We start from the raw sequence: 23398 nt of genomic DNA on the forward strand, positions 1-23398 counted from the left end.
CCGATGATCACGCTTTACGACTACGAACTGTCGGGCAATTGCTACAAGTTGCGCTTGCTGATGAGTTTCCTCGGCGTCGACTACAAAACCGTGCCGATCGACTTCTACCCCGGCCGCGAACACAAATCGGAATGGTTCCTGAAGCTCAATCCGCTTGGGCAGCTGCCGATCATCGATGATGACGGGCTGATCCTGCGTGATGCTCAGGCGATCCTGGTCTACCTGGCGTCGACATACGATCCGTCGGGTACTTGGTATCCCCGGGACAGCCCAGCCCAGCTCGGCGAGGTCAGCCAGTGGCTGGCGTTTGCCGACGGCATCACCGCAACCTCGTCGGCGGCCCGCCTGCACGATGCGCTGTTCTACGATTTTGATGTCGATGCCGCTCGTGCAGGCGCGCACCGGCTGTTTCGCATTCTCGACGAGCATCTGTGGTTCGGCGAACAGCAAGGCCGCGACTGGATCTGTTCTTCCAGCCTTCCGACCATCGCCGACATCGCCTGCTTTCCCTACATCATCCTGTCGGAGGAAGGCGGAATACCCCGCCAGGACTATCCGGCAATCCGGCGCTGGTGCGATCGGGTCAAGCGCATCAAGGGTTTCACCGTCATGTCGGGCGTGTTTCCGGCCGGACCGGCCAAGGTGGCCGCCTAGTCATTTCCGATCACAAGCGAGGCCACGCCTCGCAACGAAATTTTGGGGAGAAGAAAGAATGAAAACCCGCGCCGCTGTCGCTGTCGCCGCCGGAAAGCCGCTGGAGATCATGGAGGTCGACCTCGATGGACCGCGCGATGGCGAGGTGCTGGTCGAGATCAAGGCGACCGGCATCTGCCACACCGACGAATTCACATTGTCGGGCGCCGATCCCGAAGGCCTGTTTCCCGCCATCCTCGGCCATGAGGGCGCCGGCATCGTCGTCGATGTCGGCAAGGGCGTCACTTCGGTCAAGAAGGGCGATCATGTCATCCCGCTCTATACGCCCGAATGCCGTCAGTGCCCGTCGTGTTTGTCGAGAAAGACCAATCTGTGCACCGCCATCCGTGCCACCCAGGGGCAAGGGTTGATGCCGGACGGCTCGTCGCGCTTCTCGATCGGCAAGGACAAGATCTTCCACTACATGGGCTGCTCGACCTTCTCCAACTTCACCGTGCTGCCGGAGATCGCGGTGGCCAAGGTCAACCCCGACGCCCCCTTCGACAAGATCTGCTACATCGGCTGCGGCGTCACCACCGGCATTGGTGCGGTCATCAACACCGCCAAGGTCGAGCAAGGCGCGACAGCGGTGGTCTTCGGCCTCGGCGGCATCGGCCTCAACGTCATCCAGGGCCTGAAGCTTGCCGGCGCCGACATGATCATCGGTGTCGACCTGAACAACGACAAGAAGGAATGGGGCGAGCGCTTCGGCATGACGCATTTCGTCAATCCGAAGGAGATCGACGGCGACATCGTGCCTTATCTCGTCAACATGACCAAGCGCGGTGCCGACCAGATCGGCGGCGCCGACTACACATTCGACTGCACCGGCAACACCAAGGTCATGCGCCAGGCGCTGGAGGCCTCGCATCGCGGCTGGGGCAAGTCGGTCGTCATCGGCGTCGCCGGTGCTGGCCAGGAGATTTCGACCCGGCCGTTCCAGCTGGTCACCGGCCGCAGCTGGATGGGCACCGCCTTCGGCGGCGCGCGCGGCCGCACCGACGTGCCGAAGATCGTCGACTGGTACATGGACGGCAAGATCCAGATCGACCCGATGATCACCCACACGCTGAAGCTCGAGGACATCAACAAGGGATTCGACCTCATGCATGAGGGCAAATCGATCCGGAGTGTCGTGGTTTACTAAAAGACAGCCACACGCCGCCGGCCATCCGGCCAGCGACCCCTGTGGTGAAACATGGGAGGAGAGAAAAAATGGCGGAGAAACTGCATCCAAAGATCGACAACGGGCTGCCCAGGGAGAGCGCCAGCTTTGCCGGCGGCACGCTGGTCTGCGCCTGCACCAGCAAGCCGGTCAAGGTGAAGGTCAAGGGCCAGATCGCCCACAACCACGCCTGCGGCTGCACCAAATGCTGGAAACCCGACGGTGCTGTATTCTCGGTGGTTGCGGTCGCCGGCACCGGCGATGTCACCGTCACAGAGAACGGCGACAAGCTCAAGGTGGTCGACCCCTCGGCGCTGATCCAGCGTCATGCCTGCACCCAATGCGGCGTCCACATGCACGGGCCGGTCGAGCGCGACCATCCGTTCAAGGGCCTGTCCTTCATTCATCCCGAGCGCTTCGAGGAAGACGGCTGGTCGCCTCCGGGCTTCACCGCCTTCGTGTCCTCGATCATTGAATCGGGTGTCGACCCAAGCCGCATGGACGGCATTCGCGGCAGGCTGAAGACAATCGGGCTGGAACCCTATGACTGCCTCAATCCGGGCCTGATGGACTATATCGCCACCTGGACCGCGAAGAAGTCAGGCGCGCTTCCGGCCTGAGTCATAGCCATACGCCGCGCTGAAGGTTCTGTGTTCCCAAAATTCGGTGCCTCCCCAGCATTGGCGTAAGACCGGCGGCGTAGTCGAGCCAGCGCAGCTTGACCGCGCCGCCGGTGCAGTTTGCCTGGCGCGATGTTGCGAGTGCCCTTGGCCTGCAGCTATGCCGGATCAAGACATCCTGACAAGAAGGCGAACTGATGAAAGTTGTTTCCACCTCCAAATCCCATGGCGGCGTCCAGGGCGTCTATTCGCATGCTTCAGAGGCTTGTGCCTGCGACATGACTTTTGCTGTCTTCGTGCCGCCTCAAGCCAAGGACGGCCCGGTGCCGGTTCTGTGGTATCTGTCGGGACTTACTTGCACCCATGCCAACGTCATGGACAAGGGCGAATACCGACGCCTGGCGGCTGAGCTCGGCCTGATCGTGGTCTGCCCCGACACCAGCCCGCGCGGCGATGGTGTGGCCGACGAAAAGGACAATTGGCAGTTCGGCTGCGGCGCCGGCTTCTATGTCGATGCGACGCAAGAGCCCTTCGCCACGAATTACCGGATGTACTCCTATGTCGTCGAAGAGCTGCCGGCCCTGACCGCCGCGCAGTTCCCCGCCGACATGTCGCGCCAGGCGATCTTCGGCCACTCCATGGGCGGGCATGGCGCGCTGACCATCGCACTGAAAAATCCCGGACACTACAGGAGCTGCTCGGCCTTCGCGCCGATCGTTCAGCCGATGACGGCGGGCTGGTCGCGGCCGGCCCTGGAAAAATATCTCGGCAAGGACGAGAAATCCTGGCGTGCTTACGACGCCACGGCATTGATCGAAGACGGGCACCGCTTTGGCGAATTCTTGGTCGACCAGGGCACCGCCGACGGCTTCCTCCAGGACGGCCTGCGGCCATGGCTTCTCGAAGACGCCTGCAAGACGTCCGGCATCGCGCTCACCTCGCGCATGCAGGAAGGCTATGACCATTCCTACAATTTCATCTCGACCTTCATGGACGACCATGTGAGGTGGCACGCAACGCGGCTGGCCAGGTAGAAGCGCGGCAGCAATTCACTCCGTCAGGATCGAATTCGAGTCTGGCAAGGCCATGCCATAGGCGGTGTCGGCCGCGCCCTCGGCTATGTCGCTGGCCAGCCGATAGCCCATGTTGGCGCGTATGCCACGCGGCGGCATGCCGAACTGTTCTGATATCTGGCGCGAAAAGTGGAACGGGTTCTTGTAGCCACATTGGTAGGCGATGTCGGAGATCGAAAGACCCGTCTGCAAAAGCAGCAAATGGCCGCGATGTGCGCGCACCTGCCACAGGTAACGCATCGGCGTCACGCCGACATGCTTGCGGAAGGACGAGACGAGATGTTGCGGCGTCACCCCGACGAGCGCCGCCAGCCTTTCCACCGAGATCTCCTTCTCGTAGTTTTCGTCGATGTAGAAGCGGGTGCGCAGCACCGAGCGCGGGATAAGCCGCTCTTGTTCCGACATCTGTGCTTCGTGGAAGTAGGCAAGGAAAATAGCCTCGCCGAGCGAGTTGCGCAGCATGTTGAGATTGGAACTCGAGCCGGCGCCAAGTTCGATGCCGAGGCGTTGCACCGTCTCGATGCGCTGCGTCAGCGGAATGCGCGAAGGCATCGAACGAAGGCGCATCGCAACCGCCTCCGAGAGGTCGCCAGCATGCCCCTCACACCAACTGACGCGGGTGTTGCGGCCTTCCAGATATTCGATGAACAGACGGCGCTCGTTGCGAAAGAAGCCGCAACTGCGCGATCCCATGACGGTCTCGTCGTCGTCGCAGAAAATACGCGCCTTACCTTCGTGGATGATAAGCAAGGTGACGTAGCGGTCCTTGAGCGGGCCATAGACGCCGCCTGCCGGATATATCGCTTCGCCGAATGCGAAGCCGCGACCGCCATCGATGAAAGCGTGCATAGCCATGATCCCGCTTGCCGTTCCGTTGCTTTTTGTAACACGGCTAAACGGCCGGTTAAAGTTTAGGCGAGACCAATCTTAACTGCAGATATGCAATAGACCCAGACAGGCATTCCGCGAAAAGCAAGGCTGCGGAATACTTTCAGCCATACCCGGCCGAGGTCTCTGCTTCCGTCCGGACAAGCCAGCGAGACTCGTCCTGAGGAGGAAGCGTGTGTTTCTGCCAGCCGATCATTCCAAGACCATGCACGACCTTCCGCGCGGCTGTACGTTCCCGGCCGGAGACTGGCACATCCTCGCCTCGTTCTGGCATCCCGTGTCCTTCGTCCATGATGTCGCCGACAAGCCGGTCCGGGCTCGACTGCTCGATGTCGACCTGGTGATCTACAAGACGTCCGCCGGCATCACCGTTGCGCGTGATTTGTGCCCACATCGCGGAACCCGCATCAGTGCCGGCTGGATGGCCGACGACCAGCTGGTGTGTCCCATGCATGGGTTGCATTTCGGTGGTGACGGCGCCTGCTCGAAGATACCCTCGATCGCCAATTCCGAGGGGCGCATTCCACCCAAGCTCAAGCTCGAAATCTATGCGTCCGTGGAGCGCTACGGCATCCTCTGGGTTTGTCTCAAGGACAATCCGATCTGGCGGATTCCAGACTGGGAAGGCATATCAAATCCGGACCTCAGGAAGGTCTATGTGCCCGCCGGAACATGGTACGCGGCGGCCAGCCGTCACGTCGAAAACTTCAATGACGTCGCCCATTTCCCGTGGGTTCACACGCAGAGTTTCGGCGGCAGCACCGCCGATCCGATCCCGCCATACGACGTCGAGCAGACCGACTATGGGCTGCGTTTCGAATTGCCTTATCACGAAGGCTTCAACCGTTTCGACGATGGCGTCGAAGGCGACGAGCGCGATGTGGTCTATACCTACGAACTGACCTATCCGTTCTCGACCATCATCAAGATCGCGCCTCAGGGCTCGAACTATGTCGTCTACTTCGCCGACACGGTGTGTCCGGTCTCGGCGCGGGAGACGCGCATCTTCCAGCTGATGACCGACACGACGGGGAACCCGGATACCGACTACTGGATGAAGGACGCGCTGCTCATCAATGACGAGGACAAGCCAATGGTCGAGGAGCAGCACCCCGAGGAATTGCCGCTCGACCTCAGCGAGGAGATCCACGTTCCTTCCGACCGAATGTCGCTCGAATATCGGCGCGGGCTGGTCAAGAGATTTGGGCTGGGCGCACCTATAGCGAGTTGAGCATTGGCGGCCATCGCAACTGGAGACATCAGTAGAACCGATGAATATCCTGTCAAAATCTGCTCCGTTTTCTTGCCGGGAATTGGTGGCGTGACCATGGCGCTGCCTGCCGCGGGTCTGCAGCCGGGTGCTGCGCCTGGTCAAGCACAGCGGCTTCGCCTGCATGTCGCGGGCAAACAGCACGCAGCTGAGGGGATCGCCGCTTTCGACCTGATTGCCGGGGATGGCGGCGAATTGCCGGCCTTCATCGCGGGCTCGCATATCGACATCCACTTGCCGGGCGGTTTGACTCGGCAATATTCGTTGCGAAATAATCCGGCGGAGCGTCATCGCTATTGTATCGGCGTCTTGCGCGAGGTTGCCGGGCGCGGCGGTTCGGCCCACATGCACGACCATTTGAAGGTCGGCGATAGGATCGAAACCAGCCTGCCGCGTAATGCCTTCGCGCTTGAGGAAGGCGCGCCATTCTCCTTGCTGCTCGCGGGCGGCATCGGCATCACGCCAATCCTGTCGATGGCCCATCGCCTTTCGGCACTCGGTCGCGACTTCGCCTTCCATTACAGCGCGCGCAGTGCGGCGCGGATGGCTTTTCGCGGCGAGATGGAGGCCTCCGCTTTCGCCGACAAGGTGCATTTCCACCTTGACGACGGGCCGCCCGAGCAGAAGCTGAACCTGGCAGACCTGCTCGCGCATCGTCCGGTTGGCGCACATCTCTACGCCTGCGGGCCAGGCGGGTTCCTCGATGCGGTGATCGGCGCGGCCAAGGTCCTTTGGCCATCCGAGGCGGTTCATCGCGAGTATTTCGCCAACGCTACGCCGACGACCGGTGACAGGCCGTTCCGCGTGACGCTCGTCGGAGATGGCCGCAGTTTCGACATCGCGCCGGGACGCAGCATTGTCGAAGTGCTTCGCGAAAACGGCATCGAGATTCAGGTGTCTTGCGAACAGGGCATCTGTGGCACCTGCGTGACGCGCGTCGTCTCGGGCGTGCCCGACCATCGCGACCTGGTGCTAACCGACAGGCAACGCGCGGCAGGCGACCGCATGACACCATGCTGCTCGCGCGCACTGACCGATGAACTGGTGCTGGAGCTTTGAAATGGCCGGAAGGGGATGCCGATGAACCTGGAACAATTTACAAAGGCGTTGCCGAAGGCCGAACTGCATCTGCATCTTGCCGGATCGGTGAAGGCGGACACCTTCCTCAAGCTCGCTCGCAAGAACGGCGTCGCGCTGCCCAAATTCGATAAGATCGAAGACCTCTATCGCTACGACAATCTAGTCGACTTCCTACAGATCTACGATCTCGTCGCGCGTTCCGTTGTCGATGCCGACGACTTCCACCTCATCACCTATGAAGCGCTCGCACATGTCGCCAACGCCGGCGGCCGCTATGTCGAGTTCTTCTTCAGCCCGCAAGTGCATCAGGACGCCGGCATCAGCTACCAGACGATGTTTGGCGGCTTGCTCAAGGCCATGGACGATGCCGAAACCGATTTCGGCCTGGTGTCGCGGCTTATTCCAGCCATCAACCGCGAACTCACCATCGACCGCAGTCTCGAATTCCTTGACCTCGTGTTGCCGTTCCGGTCCGACAAGGTGATCGGAATCGGCCTCGATTATGACGAGGAGCCGTTTCCGCCGGCGCCGTTCAAGCCGGTTTACGACAAGGCCAGGAAGGCAGGCATGCGGCTTACCGCCCATGCCGGGGAGGGTGGTCCGGCCGCCAATGTGCGCGACGCGCTCGATCTGCTTGGCGTCGAGCGTATCGACCATGGCTACAGGGTCATGGAGGATCCCAAACTTGTCGCGCGCTGTATCGCGCAAGACGTTGCCTTTACCGTCTGCCCCAGTTCGACGGTGATCCTGACCCACTGGCGAGACCTGACGGCCGCCGACCATCCTATCCGGGCGATGCTGGATGCAGGCCTCAAGCTCGTGGTTGATACCGACGATCCGCCGATGCTGCAGACGGACCTCGCCAAGGAATATCAGCTGCTTGGTGAAACCATGGCGCTCGACCGCGGGACGCTCGCCGACCTTGCGCTCAATTCTCTCGACGCGGCATGGCTCGATGACGGCACGAAGCGCGACTGGCGTGCCTTGTGGTCGGCGGAAATCGACGGCCTACTGACGGCACCGGAGGACCCCGCGTACAGCAACTGAGACACTACCGCCCCGGGAGAGGCGGAGCCGGAAGACAAAACAAGAACGGGATGCAACCCAAATAACCCCAGAGGGAAAGGCAGAATCGTATGTTTACGACCTTCATCCGAAGACTGGCGACGCTGATAGCGCTCGTCATTGCACTCGCCGCCATGAATCCCGCGAAATTGCAGGCAACCGAGCCGGACAAGCTTCGTATTGCCGTCATCCTGTCCGCCGGAATTGAAAGCGGCTGGGACGGCACGCTGATCGAGGCCTTGGGACGGGTGAAGGCAAAGAAGCCGCACGGCCTCGACATCACCTGGAAATACACCGACCCGCTGTGGGGCGACGACGCCGGCGATGCGATGCGGCTGTTCGCCGAAAGTGGCCAGTATGACATCATCTGGGCCAACAGCTCTTATTCAGACCAGGTGAAGAAGCTCAAGGACGAGTTCCCCAACATCCTGTTTGTCGTCGTCGGCTCAGGCAATGAGGGCCTCGGCGGTAACCAGTACTGGATCTACAAACGCGTGCACGAGCCTGCCTATCTTCTCGGTTTCATCGCCGGCAAGATGACCAAGTCCAATAAGCTCGGCTCCGTAGGCACCTTTGTGGCCGACGATGTGAATGACGAAATCAACGCCTTTTTCACCGGCGCCAAGGCGGCAAACCCGAAGATCGAGAAAACCGTCGCCTTCATCGAATCCTGGTACGATCCGGCCAAGTCTTCGGAATTTACATCGGCCCAGATCGCCACCGGCGCCGATCTGATCTTTCAGCTGACCGGCACCTTCAAGCCTTGTGAAGAAACCAAGATCCTGTGCTTTGGCAATTTCCAGGACCAGCATTCGTTCTCGCCATCGACGGTCCTTTCCAGCACCGTCTCGCTATGGGATCCAGACATCAACCTGATCATCGATGCGTGGTGGGCTCACATGGCCGACGGAAAGCCTTACGCCGGCAATACCGAGAAGCATTGGTTCTCGATGAAGGAGGGCGGCTCGACCACGGCGCCCTATCACGAACTCGAGGCGAAGCTGCCGGAGAACGTCCGCGCCGAGGTTGAAGAACTGAAGGCCAAGATCATGGCTGGGACCTTCGAAGTACCGCTCGACGTGTCGGATCCAAAGGCACACTGATCCCCATGGATCGCCGGCCGCGACGTGCCGCTGAGGTCGTCGCGGCCGCTGCTTATGTCTCCAGCTTTCCGGTGCCTGCCATGTCCACTGCCCTGCGTGTCGAAGGCCTGACCAAGCGTTTCGCCGGCGTTCCCGCCAACGACGATGTCGACTTTGACCTCCGCCCCGGTGAGATCCATTGCCTGTTTGGCGAAAATGGAGCCGGGAAATCGACGCTTTCGTCGTGCATCTTCGGTTTGTACCGCCCTGACGAGGGGCAGATATTCGTCCGCGATGAACAGGTTCATATCGGCTCGCCGATCGACGCGATCCGCCTTGGCATCGGCATGGTCCACCAGCATTTCGTGGTAGTGCCTGAGTTCACCGTGCTGGAGAACATCATCGTCGGTACGCAGCGCTCGGGCTGGCGGCTCAATGCGGCCGAGGCCAGGCAGAAGCTCAAGGGCATCTGCGATGGGTACGGCATTGAAATGGATCTCGATGCCTATGTCTGGGAATTGCCGGTGGGCCGCCAGCAATGGGTAGAGATATTGAAGGCGCTTTATCTCGACGCCCAGATACTCATCCTCGACGAACCCACGGCGGTGCTGACACCGGGCGAGTCGCGCATTCTCTTTGAGATCATGGGAAAGATGTGCGCTCGCGGCCTGTCTATCATCCTCATCACCCACAAGCTGGTCGAGGTGATGCAGTCGAACCGTGTCACGGTGCTGCGCAAGGGAAAGGTCGTGGCAACGCTCGATACCGCCGACACGTCTCCGGACGAACTCGCCCGGCTGATGGTTGGCCGCGACCTGTCGTTCACAATCACCAAGCCGGAGCTGAAGCCAGGCGAGACGGTGGTTTCCGTCGAAAAGCTAAACGCGCTTGGCCACTGGGGCGACGCGGTGCTCAAGGATGTTTCCTTCTCGGTCGCGGCTTACGAAATCCTCGGCATCGCCGGTGTCGCCGGCAATGGCCAGAAGGAGTTGTTCGAGGTGCTGTGCGGGGTACGCAAGCCCGCGGCCGGCACGATCCGACTCAAAGGCGAGGATGTCGCCGGGCTGACGCCGCGTTGCCTTATGGATCGCGGCGTCGGCCACATTCCGGATGATCGCTTCCGCGAGGGCCTAGTGCCTGAGTTCAGCGTCGCCGAAAACCTGGTGCTCGGCTGGCAGCGCAGCCCGAAGTATCGCAGCGGCCCACTGATCAATGGCAAGGCCATCACCGAACTGTCGCGGCAAATGATCGCCGAATACCAGATCGCGACCCGCGACGAAAAGGTCGCCGCCGGAAAGCTGTCGGGCGGGAATGCGCAGAAGATCATCATCGCCCGCGAATTCCTGCATGCTTCCGGCCTGATGCTGGCCAACCAGCCGACGCGTGGTCTCGACGTCGGCGTCATCGAATATGTCCAGTCGCAGCTGCTCAGGAAGCGCGCCGAAGGTTTTGCCATCGTCCTCGCCTCGGAGGAGTTGAGCGATCTGTTCGGCCTCGCCGACCGCATAGCGGTGATGTTCAAGGGCGAGATCATGGGCATCGTCGACCCCAGGAAAACAACGGTCTCGGAAGTCGGTGCCATGATGACCGGACGCAGGGAAGGGGCAATCCAATGATCCGCTTCGAACCGAGAACCGAGCGCGACGGCCTGTGGACGGCCGCGTCCTTCGCCATGGCCATTGCCGCCGGTCTTGCCGTGTCCGCGCTGCTGCTCGCCTCGACCGGCGCCAATGTCGGCCAGGTTTTTTCAGCTCTCGTGCAAGGCGCCGTCGGCTCGCCCAAGGCGATCGCGACAACGCTGGTCAAAGCGACACCGATTATCCTCACCGGGCTTGCCACGGTCATTGCGTTCCGCGCCCAGCTTTGGAGCATCGGTCAGGAAGGCCAGGTGTTTGCCGGCGCCATGGGCGGCTATTTCGGCGCGCAGGTGCTCGCCGGCTTGCCAGCCGTGGTATTTTTTCCGGGCGTTCTGGTTTTCGGCATGGTCGCCGGCGTGGCGCTTGGCTGGCTCGCCGCGGTGCTCAAGAACCGTTTCGGCGTCAACGAGATCATCTCGACGGTGATGCTCAATTATCTCATCGTCTACCTGCTGTCCTGGATGTTGCAGGGCGGCCCTTGGGGTGAAAGCGGCGGCACGATTTCCTACCAACAGTCGCCTACCTTGCCTAGCGAAGCCTTCCTGCCCGCATTGTTCGGCAGCAGTAGGTTGCATGCCGGCGTGCTGTTGCCATTCCTCGCTGCGGCCATTTGTTCGATGGTGCTGTCACGGACGCCGCTTGGCTACGAGATCCGCGGTCTTGGCTACAATCCAGAGGCGCTGCGCCACAAGGGCGTCAACATCGGCCGCACGGTCACCATCATCCTGATGGCAAGCGGGGCGCTCGCCGCGCTTGCGGGTGCCGTCGAGCTATTCGGTGTGGCGCACAGGCTGCGCGCCGACAATCTTGTCGGCCTTGGTTATGCCGGCATCATCGTCGGCATGATCGGCGGCTTGCGACCGCTCGGCACCGTCATGGCGGGGCTGTTCTTCGGAGGGCTCGCCAGTGGCGCCGTCTATATGCGCGTGCTTGGCGACGTGCCCGCGGCGCTCGTCCCCGCCATCCAGGGCATCACCCTGTTCTTCTTCCTCTGTGCCGGTGTGCTGGCGCGTTACCGTGTCGTTGTGAAGGTTGCGGTCCAATGAACCAGCTGTTCCAGGAAGCGATCATCGTCAGCATCCTTGCCTCAACCATCCGCATCATGACGCCGCTCCTGTTTTCGGCGATGGGCGAACTCATTACCCAGCGCGCCGGCATCTGGAATATGGGTGTCGAAGGCACCATGCTGACCGGTGCTTTTGTCGCCTATATCGCCGCGACGGCGACCGGTTCGCTATGGCTCGCGGTTGTCGCGGCCATCGTCGCCGGCGCTCTGATGGGGGCGATCATCGCCTTCATGACCGCAACCTTGCGCGTTGACCATTTCATCGCCGGCCTCGGGCTCAACCTGCTTGCGGGCGGGCTCACGCTCTACTGGTTCCAAAGCTATATCCAGGGCCAGGCCCAGCCGACTTTCTCCGGTTTCCAGGATGTCGCCATTCCGCTGCTCTCCGACATTCCGGTCATCGGGCCGGTGTTGTTCTCGCAACGCGTGCTGACCTATGTCGCGCTGCTGTTCGTGGCGGTGGTTTGGTTCCTGCTCTACCGCACCCGCTACGGTCTCGAACTGCGCTGCCTTGGCGAGAACCCCAAGGCTCTGGACGTCAAGGGGCTGAGCGTGACGGCCCGCCAATTCGCCGCCGTGATGCTGGGCAGTGCCCTGACCGGGCTCGGTGGCGGCTTTCTCATGCTCGGCTTCTCCGACCGCTTCCTCGCCGACTTCACCGCGGGACGCGGCTGGATCGTGGTCGTGGCCCTGATTGCCGGCAACTGGAAACCCAAGGGCGTGCTGATCGCCGTCACGGCCTTCGCCTTCCTTGAGTCGCTTGCCACCCATCTGCAGGTGGTGGGCGCGCAGGTGCCGCACCAGCTGCTCCTGGCGCTGCCTTACCTGGCCTCCATCGTGCTTCTCATGGGCGTCCGCTTCCGCAGCGGCCAGCCGGCGCGGCTCGGCATACCCTACAAGAGGGGGTAGAGCGCAATCTCAGAATGCCGAGTCGCTTGGATCCTCCAACACGTCGCTGGGCGGACGGTAGCCCTTGTTCGCGCGAACCTCGGTGGGGGTCATGCCGAAGTTCTGCCGGATATGCCGCGAGAAATGGAACGGGTTCTTGTATCCGCATTGATAGGCGATTTCAGACACCGAAAGCCCGCTCTGCAACAGCAGCGCCCGACCACGATTGGCCCGGATTCGCCAGAGATACCGCATGGGTGTGAGGCCCAGGTGCTTGCTGAAGGAAGATATCAAATGCTGTGGTGTCAGGTTGGCGATCGAAGCCAGCTGGCCGATGGTTATCTCTCTCTCGATATTCTCATCGATGTGCTTCTTCGCACGCTGGACAGGCTTGGGAACAAACCGATCCCGTTCATTGATCCGCGCTTCGTGGACGAACGCCGTGTATAGGGCGTGCCCAACCGCGTTCCGCACCTGGTTCAATCCGGTGGTCGATGAGAAACCCAGGTCGACGCCAATGCGCTGAAGCGCGTTCAGCCGTTCAGAAAAGGTGATCACAGGGCTCGCGCCATCAAGTGGCGAAGCCCCGGATTCCCAAAATCTGCCGGGAACTCCCTCGCACCATCCGACACGGTGTCGGATATCCCGCTCCATCTCTATCAGGAACAGATTGTCGTTCTTGAAAAAGGCCGCTTGCCCGCCAGCCAGGCTGGCGGTTTCGTTGTCGCAGGTGACCTTGACCAGTCCTTCGTAGACGAAGATCAGGCTGACATATCTGTTGGTCAAAGGACCATAGATGCCTCCCCGGGAATAGACGATCTCGCCGAATGCGAAGCCGTGATCCGCGTCTACTATGGTTTCCATGACATCCTTTGGTCGAACCGGGTCGGCTTGAAAATCGGCCGCGATTTTTTGGCGGGCGCGATGCGCCAATCCGGAAAACCGGATTGTGGCGCGCACGTCAATTTATATGCGATATCTCTAATTGAACAAACATGGTTGCACATCGCATTGGATAAAGTCCACCCCGATCTTCATTTTGGATATGGATTGGAGCCGGAGCGGCATTCTACTCGCATGCTGGACGCAGGAGAGTGGGCGAACTCAACTGAACGAGGATTGTGACGATGCTGGACAACATCAGCCTGGCGACCGGAGGCCCCGCCGAAACCATGCCCGCGTGCGAGGGGACGCCATTTCATGAGGCGACCAGCGGCGAGGTTCGGACCACGTGGTGGTACACATGGGATAAATATATTGTCCCGGACGTCTATACGAGCATGCCGCGAGAGCTCGCTGCGATCCGCAATGCGGTTGCCATGATCGACATGTCGCCGCTGCCGAAGATGGAAATTCGCGGCACCGACGCCCACCAGTTGATCGATCGGCTAATGACCCGCGACATGCGCCGGCTTGAGGTCGACCATGTAATGTATACGCCATGGTGCAACGAAGACGGCTTCATCGTCGGTGACGGGCTGGTCTTCAGGCTGACGCAGGGCAGGTTCGTCGTTTCGGGCGAGACGAGCCATGCGTGGTTTGCCAGCCAGGCTGTCGGCCTTGATGTCGAAATCCGCAACGCATCCGACGATTACGGAATTCTGTCGTTGCAAGGTCCGAGGTCATTCGACCTCATGCAGGCCGCGACCGGACACGATTGGTCAGGCCTGAAGTTTTCCCAGATTGGCCGCGCCACCATCGCGGGCGTCGATCTCTTCGTGGCGCGACAAGGCTTCACCGGGGAACGCGGCTTCGAGCTGTGGGTGCCGAGAAAGGGCGGTGCCGCCGTCTGGCGACATCTTCAGTCAGCCGGGCAGGTGTTTGGGGTGACCTGTGTGGGAGAGTACGCCATCGACGTGGCGCGCATCGAAGCGGGTCTTATCCTGGTGTCAGCGGATTACAATGGAGCTGGCCCCGACCCTCGTACGGCTCGCGTCGAGGTCGTTGACGATCTGCAAATAACGCCCTTTGAAGCTGGCCTTGGACGATTGGTCGATCTCGACCACGACTTTGTCGGGCGGGATGCTCTCAAGGCGGCCGAAGCTTCGGCCGAGCCGAAACGGCGCTTCGTTGGCCTTCGCTATGACGCAATGGAAATCGTCAGCGCGGCGGCTGAAAAGAGTGCCTACGGGACGGCGCTGTCCCGGGTGTTCTGGGGGTCGATGCGAGCCTTCAAGGAAGGGCAACCGGTTGGCCGTGCTTCAAGCCTTGCCTACAGTCCGACGCTGCGGCAGGCGATCAGCTTCGGTTTCCTTCCCGAGGAGCTTTCATCGCCAGGTTCCACAATCGAGGTGGAACTGAAGGACGATGAAGGAGCCAGCCTTGGTCTGGTTGGCGCTACCGTCGTATCGCTTCCTTTCGTCGAGATCAGGCGTTCCAAAGGCTGACGCCTGACGAGCAGACATCGTCCGGGTTCGAGCGTCATTGCCACTCATCACGGCTCGTCCGGGATCGTTCCGCATCGCCTCAGGTGGGGGATCAATAACCCCCGCCCCAGGCATGCTGGGTCGGGTACTTCGCACCGACCGAACGATCATCACCGCGAAATCAAGACGCCGGTCGCCCGATTGCAGCCAGCGTACGGCCCTCTGTTGCCTGGAGCAAGCCATGCCCGAACTGAAGCACAATCTTGCGCCCAGTCGAGCCCCCGAATTGGGCCTTATCGACCGAGGCGTCTCCATCGAACTCGCTCCCGCCCAAGCAGCGGGGTTCAATCCATTGCCAGATGTTTTTCCGCCCGGATCACGAGTTTTCCTGACTCACCTTGCTGGCAAGCCCGTTGCTGTTCAGGTCGAGGCAGCGCGGCGACTGAAGGCAGCCGGCTTCATTCCGGTGCCGCATCTTGGCGCCAGACACTTCGAAACGGCACGGGATTTTGCTGATCTCGTTGAGGCGCACAGTCGCAACGGCGTTTCCGACGCGCTGTTTGTCGGTGGCAATCCTTTGTTCTCCACCGGCCCATTTTTGGAGGCGGCCGATCTGCTCATCCACCCCGTGCTTGCGGCCAGTACCATCGGAACGGCCTTTATCGGCGGCTATCCCGAAGGTCATCCAGCGATTGCGCAGGATGCGCTAGCCGATGCACTGCAGCGCAAGGTAGCTATCTGCCTTGAGCGAGAACTGGCGCCACGTCTTGTCTCTCAGTTCGCCTTCGACGGCAGGATGATCGCCGATTGGGCCATGGATGTGCAGCGCGCGCATCCTAGCCTGCCGATCCATCTTGGCCTGGCGGGCGTGACGTCGCTGACTAAGCTGCTCAAATTCGCGATGCTGTGCGGGGTGGGGCCTTCGCTGGCGGCACTACGTCGTTCCGGAGGTGGGCTTTTCAACGTTCTCGCCGACAAGAACCCTGGCGACCTGATCGAAGCCATCGAAACCCGTTATCCGGCCGGGCATCCGCAACTTTTCGCGCATTTCTTTCCGTTTGGGGGCTGGGAGAAGTCGCTCGCCTGGTTGAGCGACTACCGCCACATCCGGCTTGGTCGCGCGGCTGGATAAGCGGCTGCCCGGCATAGAACCAATTGCCATGGAGGACCAATGTCATGAATAACGGAACCACCCATCTCTTCGTACCCGGGCCCACCAATATTCCCGACGCAGTTCGTCGCGCGATGAACGTGCCGATGCAGGACATGCGGGCGCCGGATTTCCCGACGCTGACGCTGCCGCTGTTTGCCGACCTCAAGAGGCTATTCAAGACCGATACGGCGACCGTTCTCATGTTTCCCGGTTCCGGCACGGGCAGCTGGGAAGCGGCGATTTCAAACACGTTGGACCCCGGCGACAAGGTCCTCATGTCGCGGTTTGGGCAATTCTCTCATCTCTGGGTGGATATGGCGCAGCGGCTCGGGCTCGAGGTGGAGTGCATCGATGTCGAGTGGGGCGAGGGCGTGCCTCTGGAAATCTACGAGCAGCACCTTGGCCGCGATACCCATCGCAAGATCAAGGCTGTGTTCGCCACACACAACGAAACGGCCACGGGTGTAACGTCCGACATCGCCGGCGTGCGACGCGCTCTCGATGCAGCCAAGCATGATGCTCTCCTGCTCGTCGACGGCGTCAGTTCGATAGGCTCCATCGATTTCCTCATGGACGAATGGGGCGTCGACCTCGCCATCACCGGATCCCAGAAGGGGCTGATGCTGCCGGCGGGCCTGGGTATTCTCGCGGTAAGCGAAAAGGCGATGGAGGCCCACAAGAACTCGCGCATGCCCCGCTGTTATTTCAGTTTCGAAGATATGAAGGCGGCGAGCGTTACCGGCTATTTTCCCTACACGCCTCCGACCCAGCTGCTCCTTGGAATGCGCGCGTCCCTCGATCTGCTGTTTGAGGAGGGCTTGGACAATGTGTTCGCGCGTCACAGCAAGCTTGCCGAGGGCGTTCGACGCGGCATCCATGCATGGGGGCTGGGCCTTTGCGCGCGGGAAGAAAAGTGGTGGTCCGACACCGTTTCGGCCATCGTGGTCCCAAGCGACGTGGACGCCCGAAAGGTGATCGCCACGGGCTACAACAGGTACCGGACCTCGTTTGGCGCTGGCCTTAGCCGGCTGGCCGGCAAGGTGTTCCGCATCGGCCATCTCGGCGATCTCAACGAAGTCATGTGTCTTGGCGCGCTGGCGGCGGCGGAGATGTCATTGCATGACGCGGGTGCGAGGGTCGAGTTGGGCTCGGGCGTTGCAGCCGCGCAGGACTGGTACCGGTCTCGCGAGGCAGCGCCGGATCAGTTGGCTCGCACCTGCGCGGCATGAGGGCGAGGCGATGAAGAAGCCAAAGGTGATCGTCACCCGTCGTTGGCCGCTTGAGGTCGAGGCGCGGCTTGCCGACGCATTCGATGCGACATTCAATCGGGACGACATTCCACTCGAGCAGGACGAACTGAGCGCCGCGCTCGCCGGCGCCGACGCGGTCCTGCCAACAGTCTCGGACAGACTGGGCGCGAGGCTGTTCGAAGGCGGTATCAAGGCCGGGATTCTCGGCAATTTCGGTGTGGGATACAACCATATCGACATCGCGGCGGCGGCGGCGGCGGGCATCGTGGTGACCAACACGCCCGGCGTGCTGACTGACGCAACAGCCGATCTCGCACTCACGCTGCTGTTGATGTGCGCGCGCAGGGCCGGCGAAGGCGAGCGTGAATTGCGCTCCGGAAAATGGAGCGGCTGGCGCCCGACGCATCTTTGCGGAACGCATGTCACCGGCAAGACCATTGGTATCGTCGGCATGGGACGTATCGGCCAGGCGGTGGCACGGCGCTGCCATTTTGGCTTCGGCATGGATGTCGTCTTCTTCGACCAGTTCGCGGTGACGGGTCTGGATTTTCGTGCCCGACAGCTCGGCACCGTCGACGATGTGTTGGCGGTTGCCGACTTCGTTTCATTGCACTGCCCCGGTGGTGGCGAGAACGTGCATCTCATCAACGCCGAGCGCCTTGCCCGGATGAGACCGGAGGCCTTTCTCATAAACACAGCCCGTGGCGACGTCGTTGATGAAGTAGCTCTGATCGAAGCTTTGGATGCCCGTCAGCTTGCGGGGGCTGGTCTCGACGTCTTCAAATTCGAACCACAGGTTCCCATGGCCCTGCGCGAGCGCGACGACGTTGTGATCCTGCCGCACCTGGGCAGCGCCACCAACGAAACCCGCATCGCCATGGGCATGAAGGTGATCGAAAACATCACCACGTTCTTCGAAGGCCGGCAGCCGCCCGATCGCGTCGCATGACGCGCAACCTCATGCCCGCTCCCTTATCGATCTAGTCAGCGAAAGTGTAACAACATGTCCGGGTTCTTTCAAAAGAGTCTCAACGGCGATCCCGTCATCTCCGAAGCCATCGAACGCGAGTTGCATCGACAGCAATTCGAAATCGAGCTGATAGCGTCGGAGAATATTGTCTCGCCGGCCGTGCTTGAGGCGCAAGGATCGGTAATGACCAACAAGTACGCGGAAGGCTATCCGGGCCATCGTTACTATGGCGGCTGCCAGTATGTCGATTTGGCGGAGGCTGCGGCGATTGATCGGGCAAAACAGCTATTTGGTGCTGCCTACGTCAATGTGCAGCCGCATTCCGGAGCTCAGGCCAACGGCGCGGTGATGTTTGCCCTGCTACAGCCAGGCGACACCTTCATGGGCTTGTCGCTGGCCGCGGGTGGGCACCTTACGCATGGCGCCAAGCCGACCATGTCGGGCAAATGGTTCAATGCGGTACCTTATGGCGTCCGAAGGGAGGACTCCCTGCTCGACTATGATGAGATGGAGGCAAAGGCGCACGAACACCGGCCGAAGCTTATCATCGCCGGCGGCTCCGCCTATTCGCGCATCATTGATTTCGAACGTATCCGCAAGATTGCCGATGCGGTGGGAGCGCTGATGATGGTGGACATGGCCCATTTTGCTGGACTTGTCGCCGGCGGCGTTCATCCCAATCCCGTGCCGGTCGCGGACATCGTCACCACCACCACGCACAAGACATTGCGTGGTCCGCGAGGCGGCATGATCCTGTCGCGCGATGCCGATCTGGCAAAGAAGCTGAATAGCGCTGTTTTCCCCGGCCTGCAGGGTGGTCCGCTCATGCATGTCATTGCCGCCAAGGCCGTCGCCTTTGGCGAAGCGCTTCAGCCGGAATTCAGGGACTATGCGACGCAGGTGGTGGCCAACGCCGGGGTGCTCGCCTCAACGCTTGTCGAAAGGGGCTTCAACATCGTGTCCGGTGGCACCGACACCCACCTGATGCTGGTCGATGTGCGAGCTAAGGGCATTACTGGAAAAGAAGCCGAAGAGGCGCTCGGGCGAGCAGGATTGACGTGCAACAAGAACGGCATTCCGTTCGATCCAGCACCGCCGGCAGTCACCTCCGGCATACGTCTTGGAACCCCGGCGGGGACGACACGAGGTTTGAATGAGGCAGATTTCGCTGAGGTGGGCGCCATGATCGCTGACGTTATCGAGGCTATCGGGGCGCGGGTCGCGTCAGAGCGGGAAGATATTGTCCGCAGTTTGGTGGGCAAGCTGTGCCGCAAATACCCCATCTACGGGATGTAAATACTCGCCGAACGCGCACTTTGTCAGCTGACCGACGCCAAAAGCGTACCGACTACAACGAGGTTCGTCACCATATCGCTATCGGCAACAAACCGCCAATATCATCTAAGTTCGAATGCAAAGCCCGAAAGCTTGTCGACAAGCCTCTCTCGGCCTCTACGCGGCAGGGTTCGCCATGGCCAATCCTTTCGGCACGCGCGCTGTGGGAGCCGGCATGACGCTCAGCCCCAACATGATATGGGGCTTCGTCGCCGGCGAGACGATCCTGCATCAGAACCAATGATCGCGGGGATGTAGAGGACGACACGGCGATAGAGGGCATGGGCATCTTCTCCTTTCGGAGATGCGTCCGAATCACAATGTCAGCGAAATCCGCCGTACTAAAATTACTTGCCCAATCTTCAAAATAGTACGGCGTTCGGCCCATAAGTATTTGAAAAGATTGATGAACCGAACAGTCACGGGCGAACCAGTCTCCGTTTGATATTCCCTGATAGCAGGCAAAAAAACAGGGTATTTGCGTGAAATGCCGCGCTTTGGCGGGCGGATGATCTATATCGTACAGTGATTTCAGCTACTTATCGGGCGGTTCCCTGCCCAGCCCATCAGGGAAGTTCGACCAGATATCAGCGGAAACTCGCAGTTGCCCGTGAATTAACAGGGAAATCCGTTGCCGTTATGTGGGATGCGATTGCCGTTAGCTGGGATCGAATTGTCGATATCCGGGAATGCGCTGGCGTTCTGTGGGACCCGAATGGGCGTTAGCGATTTCGTGTTGAGCTTGCGCGGGAATGAAATGCTCTTACCCGGAAATGCATGGTCATAGTGTGGGAGGCGATTGTCGATATTCAAACAGGGACGGCGAGACCCACTCCTTCGCAGGCGGCATGATTGGGCGCCAGTAGGTGTCAGCCTTTTTCAAAGTTTGTATGCCGATAATGATGCCGAAATTTCGAGGAATAAATAACCGAAAAACTATCGCCAAAAAACTGAAAATCGGCTTTTTGAAGTGCCTCGATGCCTCGTAATCTGTTCCCGGAAACCAGAGGGAGGCAGAAAACCGATGTTGTCGAATCACGCTGAACGTCGTTGTCAGTCTCGCGGTGTGCGGCATGACTTCATTTGTGCCATCTTGCAGCACGCCGACATCGACCGGCCGATTGGCGGGAACTGCCGCTTGCTTCGTGTAAGTCGCAATCGCGCACGCAGATTGAATATAGACGACAGGCTTGGCCGCTTTGCCGTGATTTGGAGCGACGAAAACACGCAGATCGTCACGGTGCTGCCGCTCAACGTATCGGCATCCGGAAAGCGCTATCGGAAGAGTCACTGAGGGGCATGCTATGAGGCAAGACCGCGAAGAACGACAAAAGGTCCTGTGGGCGGAAAGCCGCACAAAACTGCGTGGGATCCTGGGTCGGGCGACCACGGGGGCAGGGATCCGTCTTGGAAATGGTGACCGGCTAAAGGCGGCCCTCTTTCTCGGGCGCAGTTGGCAGGAAGGTCGTAGGAACGGCGTCATCCTGAGCCGGTCGGACTTCGAAGGGCAAGTTCTCGACAGGTTGGTCAAACCGCATGGGAAGCGAGAGGAATTCCGCCTCATGCGCTGGACACTCCCGAAGAGCGTTACCGAAATCACCCCGGATGTCGAAAAGCAGTACAAAGGAAAACACGAACCTCAGAAATCTCTGGAACCCTATCTGGCAGCCGTCGCGGTTCTGGCGGAACTCGAACAGAATGATCCCGAAGCAAAGCAGATCGAACTGTTGAACGGTCTGAGCATCTGGCATGCGCGTCCTGCACGCGCGACGGAGGATCAAGAGGAAACGGATATACCTGCGGAGAACCTGTCGCTCCTCCTGAACGTGATGTGCCGCCATCTGGCGCGAAGGAATAAACTCGAGGGACTGTTCCGCAGGATCCGATCCGTGAATTGCCGATGGGAAATGTTCGACGAACGACTTGTGTCGACCAACACGGTCTGCATGCAGCGTATCGCGAGCCCCGTTTTCCCAGTATTTGAAGACCTTCTCCACTTCGAGGAAATGTTTCCGTTTCCGTCCATTCCTCTCCTGCGCGTGCCCTACCTCGTCGTGACCCACCCCTTTACAATCGTTCCGGAAGGGCAAATTGGATCGGGAAAGATCGACATTGATGAATCCGAATTGATGGTCAGGGAAGAAGTATGCTTTGGCGAGCCGGGGGTTGATGGCGATCACGCCGAAACGAGTGAGCGGCATGTTGGCCGGCTCACCTACTATCGAGAGATCAGGCTTGCCATTGCTTCGATATCTCCGCGAGAGATGGGTGCCGTATTGGAATCGAGGCCAGTGGCGCGCGTCACATTTCCTGACGAGTCCCCTATTGGCGGAAGCTATTACATCCATGCCGGTTTCGAGCCGGACCTGAAACGCCCACTTTTCTACCCGTTGTCCGACCGCGGGGCAGAGATATGGCCTTCCATCGTGATTGATGGCCGGAAATGCCGGATTGCCCTGGCAGAAGGTCCATACGAGTTGCACACCCGTATCCCAGGTGTTGTGGATGCCTTCGATCCTGATCCTCTTCGGTCGGATCGGATTTCTGAGGCTTGGTATTTGTCCTACACCGCTGCCAAGCCCGAATATCTCAGATACTGGCTGGGGACAGAGCAAAGAAGCCTCGGCGGAGAGCGGGCGGAGGAGATCTGGGGCAGCTACGAGCTTGAAACTTGCCCCACCGACGCCCCCCTTGTCGGGGTCGAACACATGTTCGGTCGGATTGGCGATCTTTACCCAAAGGATCTGCCAAATCGCAGAGAACTTAATTTCCCCACGGGCCTCCCCGCTACGGCGATCGAGCAATGTCTACATAACGGGTTTCTGGAAGAAGCCTTGCAAACGAAGATCGATTGTCTGCGCAGCGAGATCGAGGCGGTCGAGCGTGTTTGGATCGGAGCTCGCGAAACTCACACCCAGACACTGCTCGACCGCTGGCGGCAAGGCTCAGGGGAGCATTGAGGGAGAGCCGAAGTAGTGGTCGGGCCGTTTGTGGATTGCTTTCGGCCTTCTTGTCAGGCGGCGCCATCTCGATATCTGGACCAACTTGTGGTGGCTCAAGTCTTTAGGAGGAGTCATGGGGCGCACGCTTCCGATAACTGAAAGAACTTGGAAGAAACTCACCGACTGCAATCGCCTCTCGGTTGATGCGGGATGGGCTTCGTCTGGAGTTTTCGCGCCCGGCATCGGTCCGGAATACGATCCTGATGGCAGGTCGGCTTTGCTCTATATCGGCAAAAGTGCAGGACCACTTAGCGGCCTAGTCGGCTCCAATCACGATCAGGCTTCAAGCGTTCTGGCGTCCACCAAGTGGATGGTTGAGCGGATAAATAAATCTGCCTTCTGGCAGATGCTCGAATTGATCGACCCAACTCGACGCCAAATTGCGTGGACAAACATTTGCAAAATGGATGAGATTGGAGGGAGCAGACCGCCGTCAACGCAACGGTGGGCAGGCATCTCATCCCCCCACATGATGGCTCTTCAGGAAGAGGTTGAGTTTCTGGCTCCCCGCGTCATTCTTTTCGCAACATCAAGATACTGCGAGGATGACACAGGAACACTGCTTGCGGGCCTTGGCTACGAATACAGAGCGCTGGACTTCGACGACGGCGTGACCCGTTTTCTGGCTGGCCCCCAAGGAAAATTCGCAATCGAAACGAGACATCCGCAGGGTTGGGCTACATCTGAAAGAAGTCGAGTAGTTGGCCTTGTAAAGCGCTTGCTTGGCTGACCAAAGCGCGCCGCTTGTCACGGATGCAGTCCTGACGGAAAATCGTTGGGCGGTCTTGACCTTCG

Annotated in this window: 21 protein-coding genes; 18 read left to right on the top strand and 3 right to left on the bottom strand. The window is 60.2% G+C overall.

Translation table 11 applies throughout. The features are described from left to right. The first annotated feature begins 3 nt into the window (after positions 1–3). The 4 genes from LB554_RS24825 to fghA all read left to right on the top strand — a co-directional run bounded on the left by LB554_RS24825 (position 4) and on the right by fghA (position 3512). Positions 4–654, top strand: a complete 651-nt coding sequence (locus tag LB554_RS24825; RefSeq protein ID WP_224587410.1) for a glutathione S-transferase family protein — start codon at positions 4–6, stop codon at positions 652–654. Between the two features lie 58 nt (positions 655–712). Then, entirely contained in the window at positions 713–1840 is a 1128-nt protein-coding gene (locus LB554_RS24830; RefSeq protein WP_224587412.1) for an S-(hydroxymethyl)glutathione dehydrogenase/class III alcohol dehydrogenase, read from the top strand. Positions 1841–1908: 68 nt separating this feature from the next. Continuing rightward, on the top strand, positions 1909–2478 hold the full coding sequence (gene gfa, locus LB554_RS24835; RefSeq protein WP_140661170.1) for an S-(hydroxymethyl)glutathione synthase: 570 nt from the start codon (positions 1909–1911) through the stop codon (positions 2476–2478). Positions 2479–2675: 197 nt separating this feature from the next. After that, on the top strand, positions 2676–3512 hold the full coding sequence (fghA, locus tag LB554_RS24840) for an S-formylglutathione hydrolase (RefSeq protein ID WP_224587415.1): 837 nt from the start codon (positions 2676–2678) through the stop codon (positions 3510–3512). A gap of 15 nt (positions 3513–3527) precedes the next feature. Here fghA and LB554_RS24845 read toward each other — a convergent pair whose 3' ends face one another. Then, a complete protein-coding gene (locus tag LB554_RS24845) occupies positions 3528–4400 on the bottom strand; it encodes a helix-turn-helix transcriptional regulator (protein WP_224587417.1) in 873 nt (290 codons plus the stop codon). A gap of 214 nt (positions 4401–4614) precedes the next feature. On the opposite strand from LB554_RS24845, the gene LB554_RS24850 reads away from it, so the two are divergent. The 7 genes from LB554_RS24850 to LB554_RS24880 all read left to right on the top strand — a co-directional run bounded on the left by LB554_RS24850 (position 4615) and on the right by LB554_RS24880 (position 12548). Beyond that, the gene (locus tag LB554_RS24850; protein WP_224587419.1) at positions 4615–5670 is read left to right on the top strand and encodes an aromatic ring-hydroxylating oxygenase subunit alpha; all 1056 of its coding nucleotides are present in this window, start codon (positions 4615–4617) and stop codon (positions 5668–5670) included. 96 nt (positions 5671–5766) lie between these two features. Beyond that, a complete protein-coding gene (locus tag LB554_RS24855) occupies positions 5767–6768 on the top strand; it encodes a PDR/VanB family oxidoreductase (protein WP_224587420.1) in 1002 nt (333 codons plus the stop codon). A 21-nt stretch (positions 6769–6789) separates the two neighbouring features. Further along, positions 6790–7836 carry an adenosine deaminase gene (gene add, locus LB554_RS24860; protein WP_224587423.1) on the top strand — a complete coding sequence of 349 codons (1047 nt, stop codon included), beginning with the start codon at positions 6790–6792 and terminating at the stop codon, positions 7834–7836. An 89-nt stretch (positions 7837–7925) separates the two neighbouring features. Further along, positions 7926–8957, top strand: coding sequence for a BMP family protein (locus LB554_RS24865; protein ID WP_224587424.1), 1032 nt, complete (start codon positions 7926–7928; stop codon positions 8955–8957). Positions 8958–9037: 80 nt separating this feature from the next. Further along, positions 9038–10552, top strand: a complete 1515-nt coding sequence (locus tag LB554_RS24870; protein WP_224587426.1) for an ABC transporter ATP-binding protein — start codon at positions 9038–9040, stop codon at positions 10550–10552. Next, positions 10549–11619 carry an ABC transporter permease gene (locus tag LB554_RS24875; RefSeq protein ID WP_224587428.1) on the top strand — a complete coding sequence of 357 codons (1071 nt, stop codon included), beginning with the start codon at positions 10549–10551 and terminating at the stop codon, positions 11617–11619. Before LB554_RS24870 ends, LB554_RS24875 begins: the two co-directional genes overlap by 4 nt. Then, positions 11616–12548, top strand: coding sequence for an ABC transporter permease (locus LB554_RS24880; protein WP_224587430.1), 933 nt, complete (start codon positions 11616–11618; stop codon positions 12546–12548). The genes LB554_RS24875 and LB554_RS24880 overlap by 4 nt, the downstream gene beginning before the upstream one ends. A 9-nt stretch (positions 12549–12557) precedes the next feature. Here LB554_RS24880 and LB554_RS24885 read toward each other — a convergent pair whose 3' ends face one another. Next, entirely contained in the window at positions 12558–13487 is a 930-nt protein-coding gene (locus tag LB554_RS24885) for a helix-turn-helix domain-containing protein (RefSeq protein WP_224587431.1), read from the bottom strand. A gap of 167 nt (positions 13488–13654) precedes the next feature. On the opposite strand from LB554_RS24885, the gene LB554_RS24890 reads away from it, so the two are divergent. The 5 genes from LB554_RS24890 to glyA all read left to right on the top strand — a co-directional run bounded on the left by LB554_RS24890 (position 13655) and on the right by glyA (position 19562). Then, positions 13655–14914: an aminomethyltransferase family protein gene (locus LB554_RS24890; RefSeq protein ID WP_224587433.1), complete on the top strand. Its 1260-nt coding sequence runs from the start codon at positions 13655–13657 to the stop codon at positions 14912–14914. 220 nt (positions 14915–15134) lie between these two features. Further along, on the top strand, positions 15135–16025 hold the full coding sequence (locus LB554_RS24895; RefSeq protein WP_224587436.1) for a methylenetetrahydrofolate reductase: 891 nt from the start codon (positions 15135–15137) through the stop codon (positions 16023–16025). A 44-nt stretch (positions 16026–16069) separates the two neighbouring features. After that, complete coding sequence (locus LB554_RS24900; protein ID WP_224587438.1) at positions 16070–17275, top strand: aminotransferase class V-fold PLP-dependent enzyme; 1206 nt, start codon at positions 16070–16072, stop codon at positions 17273–17275. 10 nt (positions 17276–17285) lie between these two features. Then, the gene (locus tag LB554_RS24905; protein ID WP_224587440.1) at positions 17286–18245 is read left to right on the top strand and encodes a 2-hydroxyacid dehydrogenase; all 960 of its coding nucleotides are present in this window, start codon (positions 17286–17288) and stop codon (positions 18243–18245) included. A gap of 54 nt (positions 18246–18299) precedes the next feature. Continuing rightward, on the top strand, positions 18300–19562 hold the full coding sequence (glyA, locus tag LB554_RS24910; RefSeq protein ID WP_224587442.1) for a serine hydroxymethyltransferase: 1263 nt from the start codon (positions 18300–18302) through the stop codon (positions 19560–19562). An 820-nt stretch (positions 19563–20382) separates the two neighbouring features. On the opposite strand, the gene LB554_RS24915 is transcribed toward glyA, so the two are convergent. Continuing rightward, on the bottom strand, positions 20383–20892 hold the full coding sequence (locus tag LB554_RS24915; RefSeq protein ID WP_224587444.1) for a hypothetical protein: 510 nt from the start codon (positions 20890–20892) through the stop codon (positions 20383–20385). Between the two features lie 271 nt (positions 20893–21163). On the opposite strand from LB554_RS24915, the gene LB554_RS24920 reads away from it, so the two are divergent. Both LB554_RS24920 and LB554_RS24925 read left to right on the top strand, forming a co-directional pair. After that, entirely contained in the window at positions 21164–22561 is a 1398-nt protein-coding gene (locus LB554_RS24920; RefSeq protein WP_224587446.1) for a hypothetical protein, read from the top strand. A gap of 115 nt (positions 22562–22676) precedes the next feature. Then, the gene (locus LB554_RS24925) at positions 22677–23333 is read left to right on the top strand and encodes a hypothetical protein (RefSeq protein ID WP_224587448.1); all 657 of its coding nucleotides are present in this window, start codon (positions 22677–22679) and stop codon (positions 23331–23333) included. Positions 23334–23398: the final 65 nt, after the last annotated feature.

Source organism: Mesorhizobium sp. CO1-1-11 (assembly GCF_020164995.1).
GTDB classification, from domain to species: Bacteria; Pseudomonadota; Alphaproteobacteria; order Rhizobiales; family Rhizobiaceae; genus Mesorhizobium; species Mesorhizobium australicum.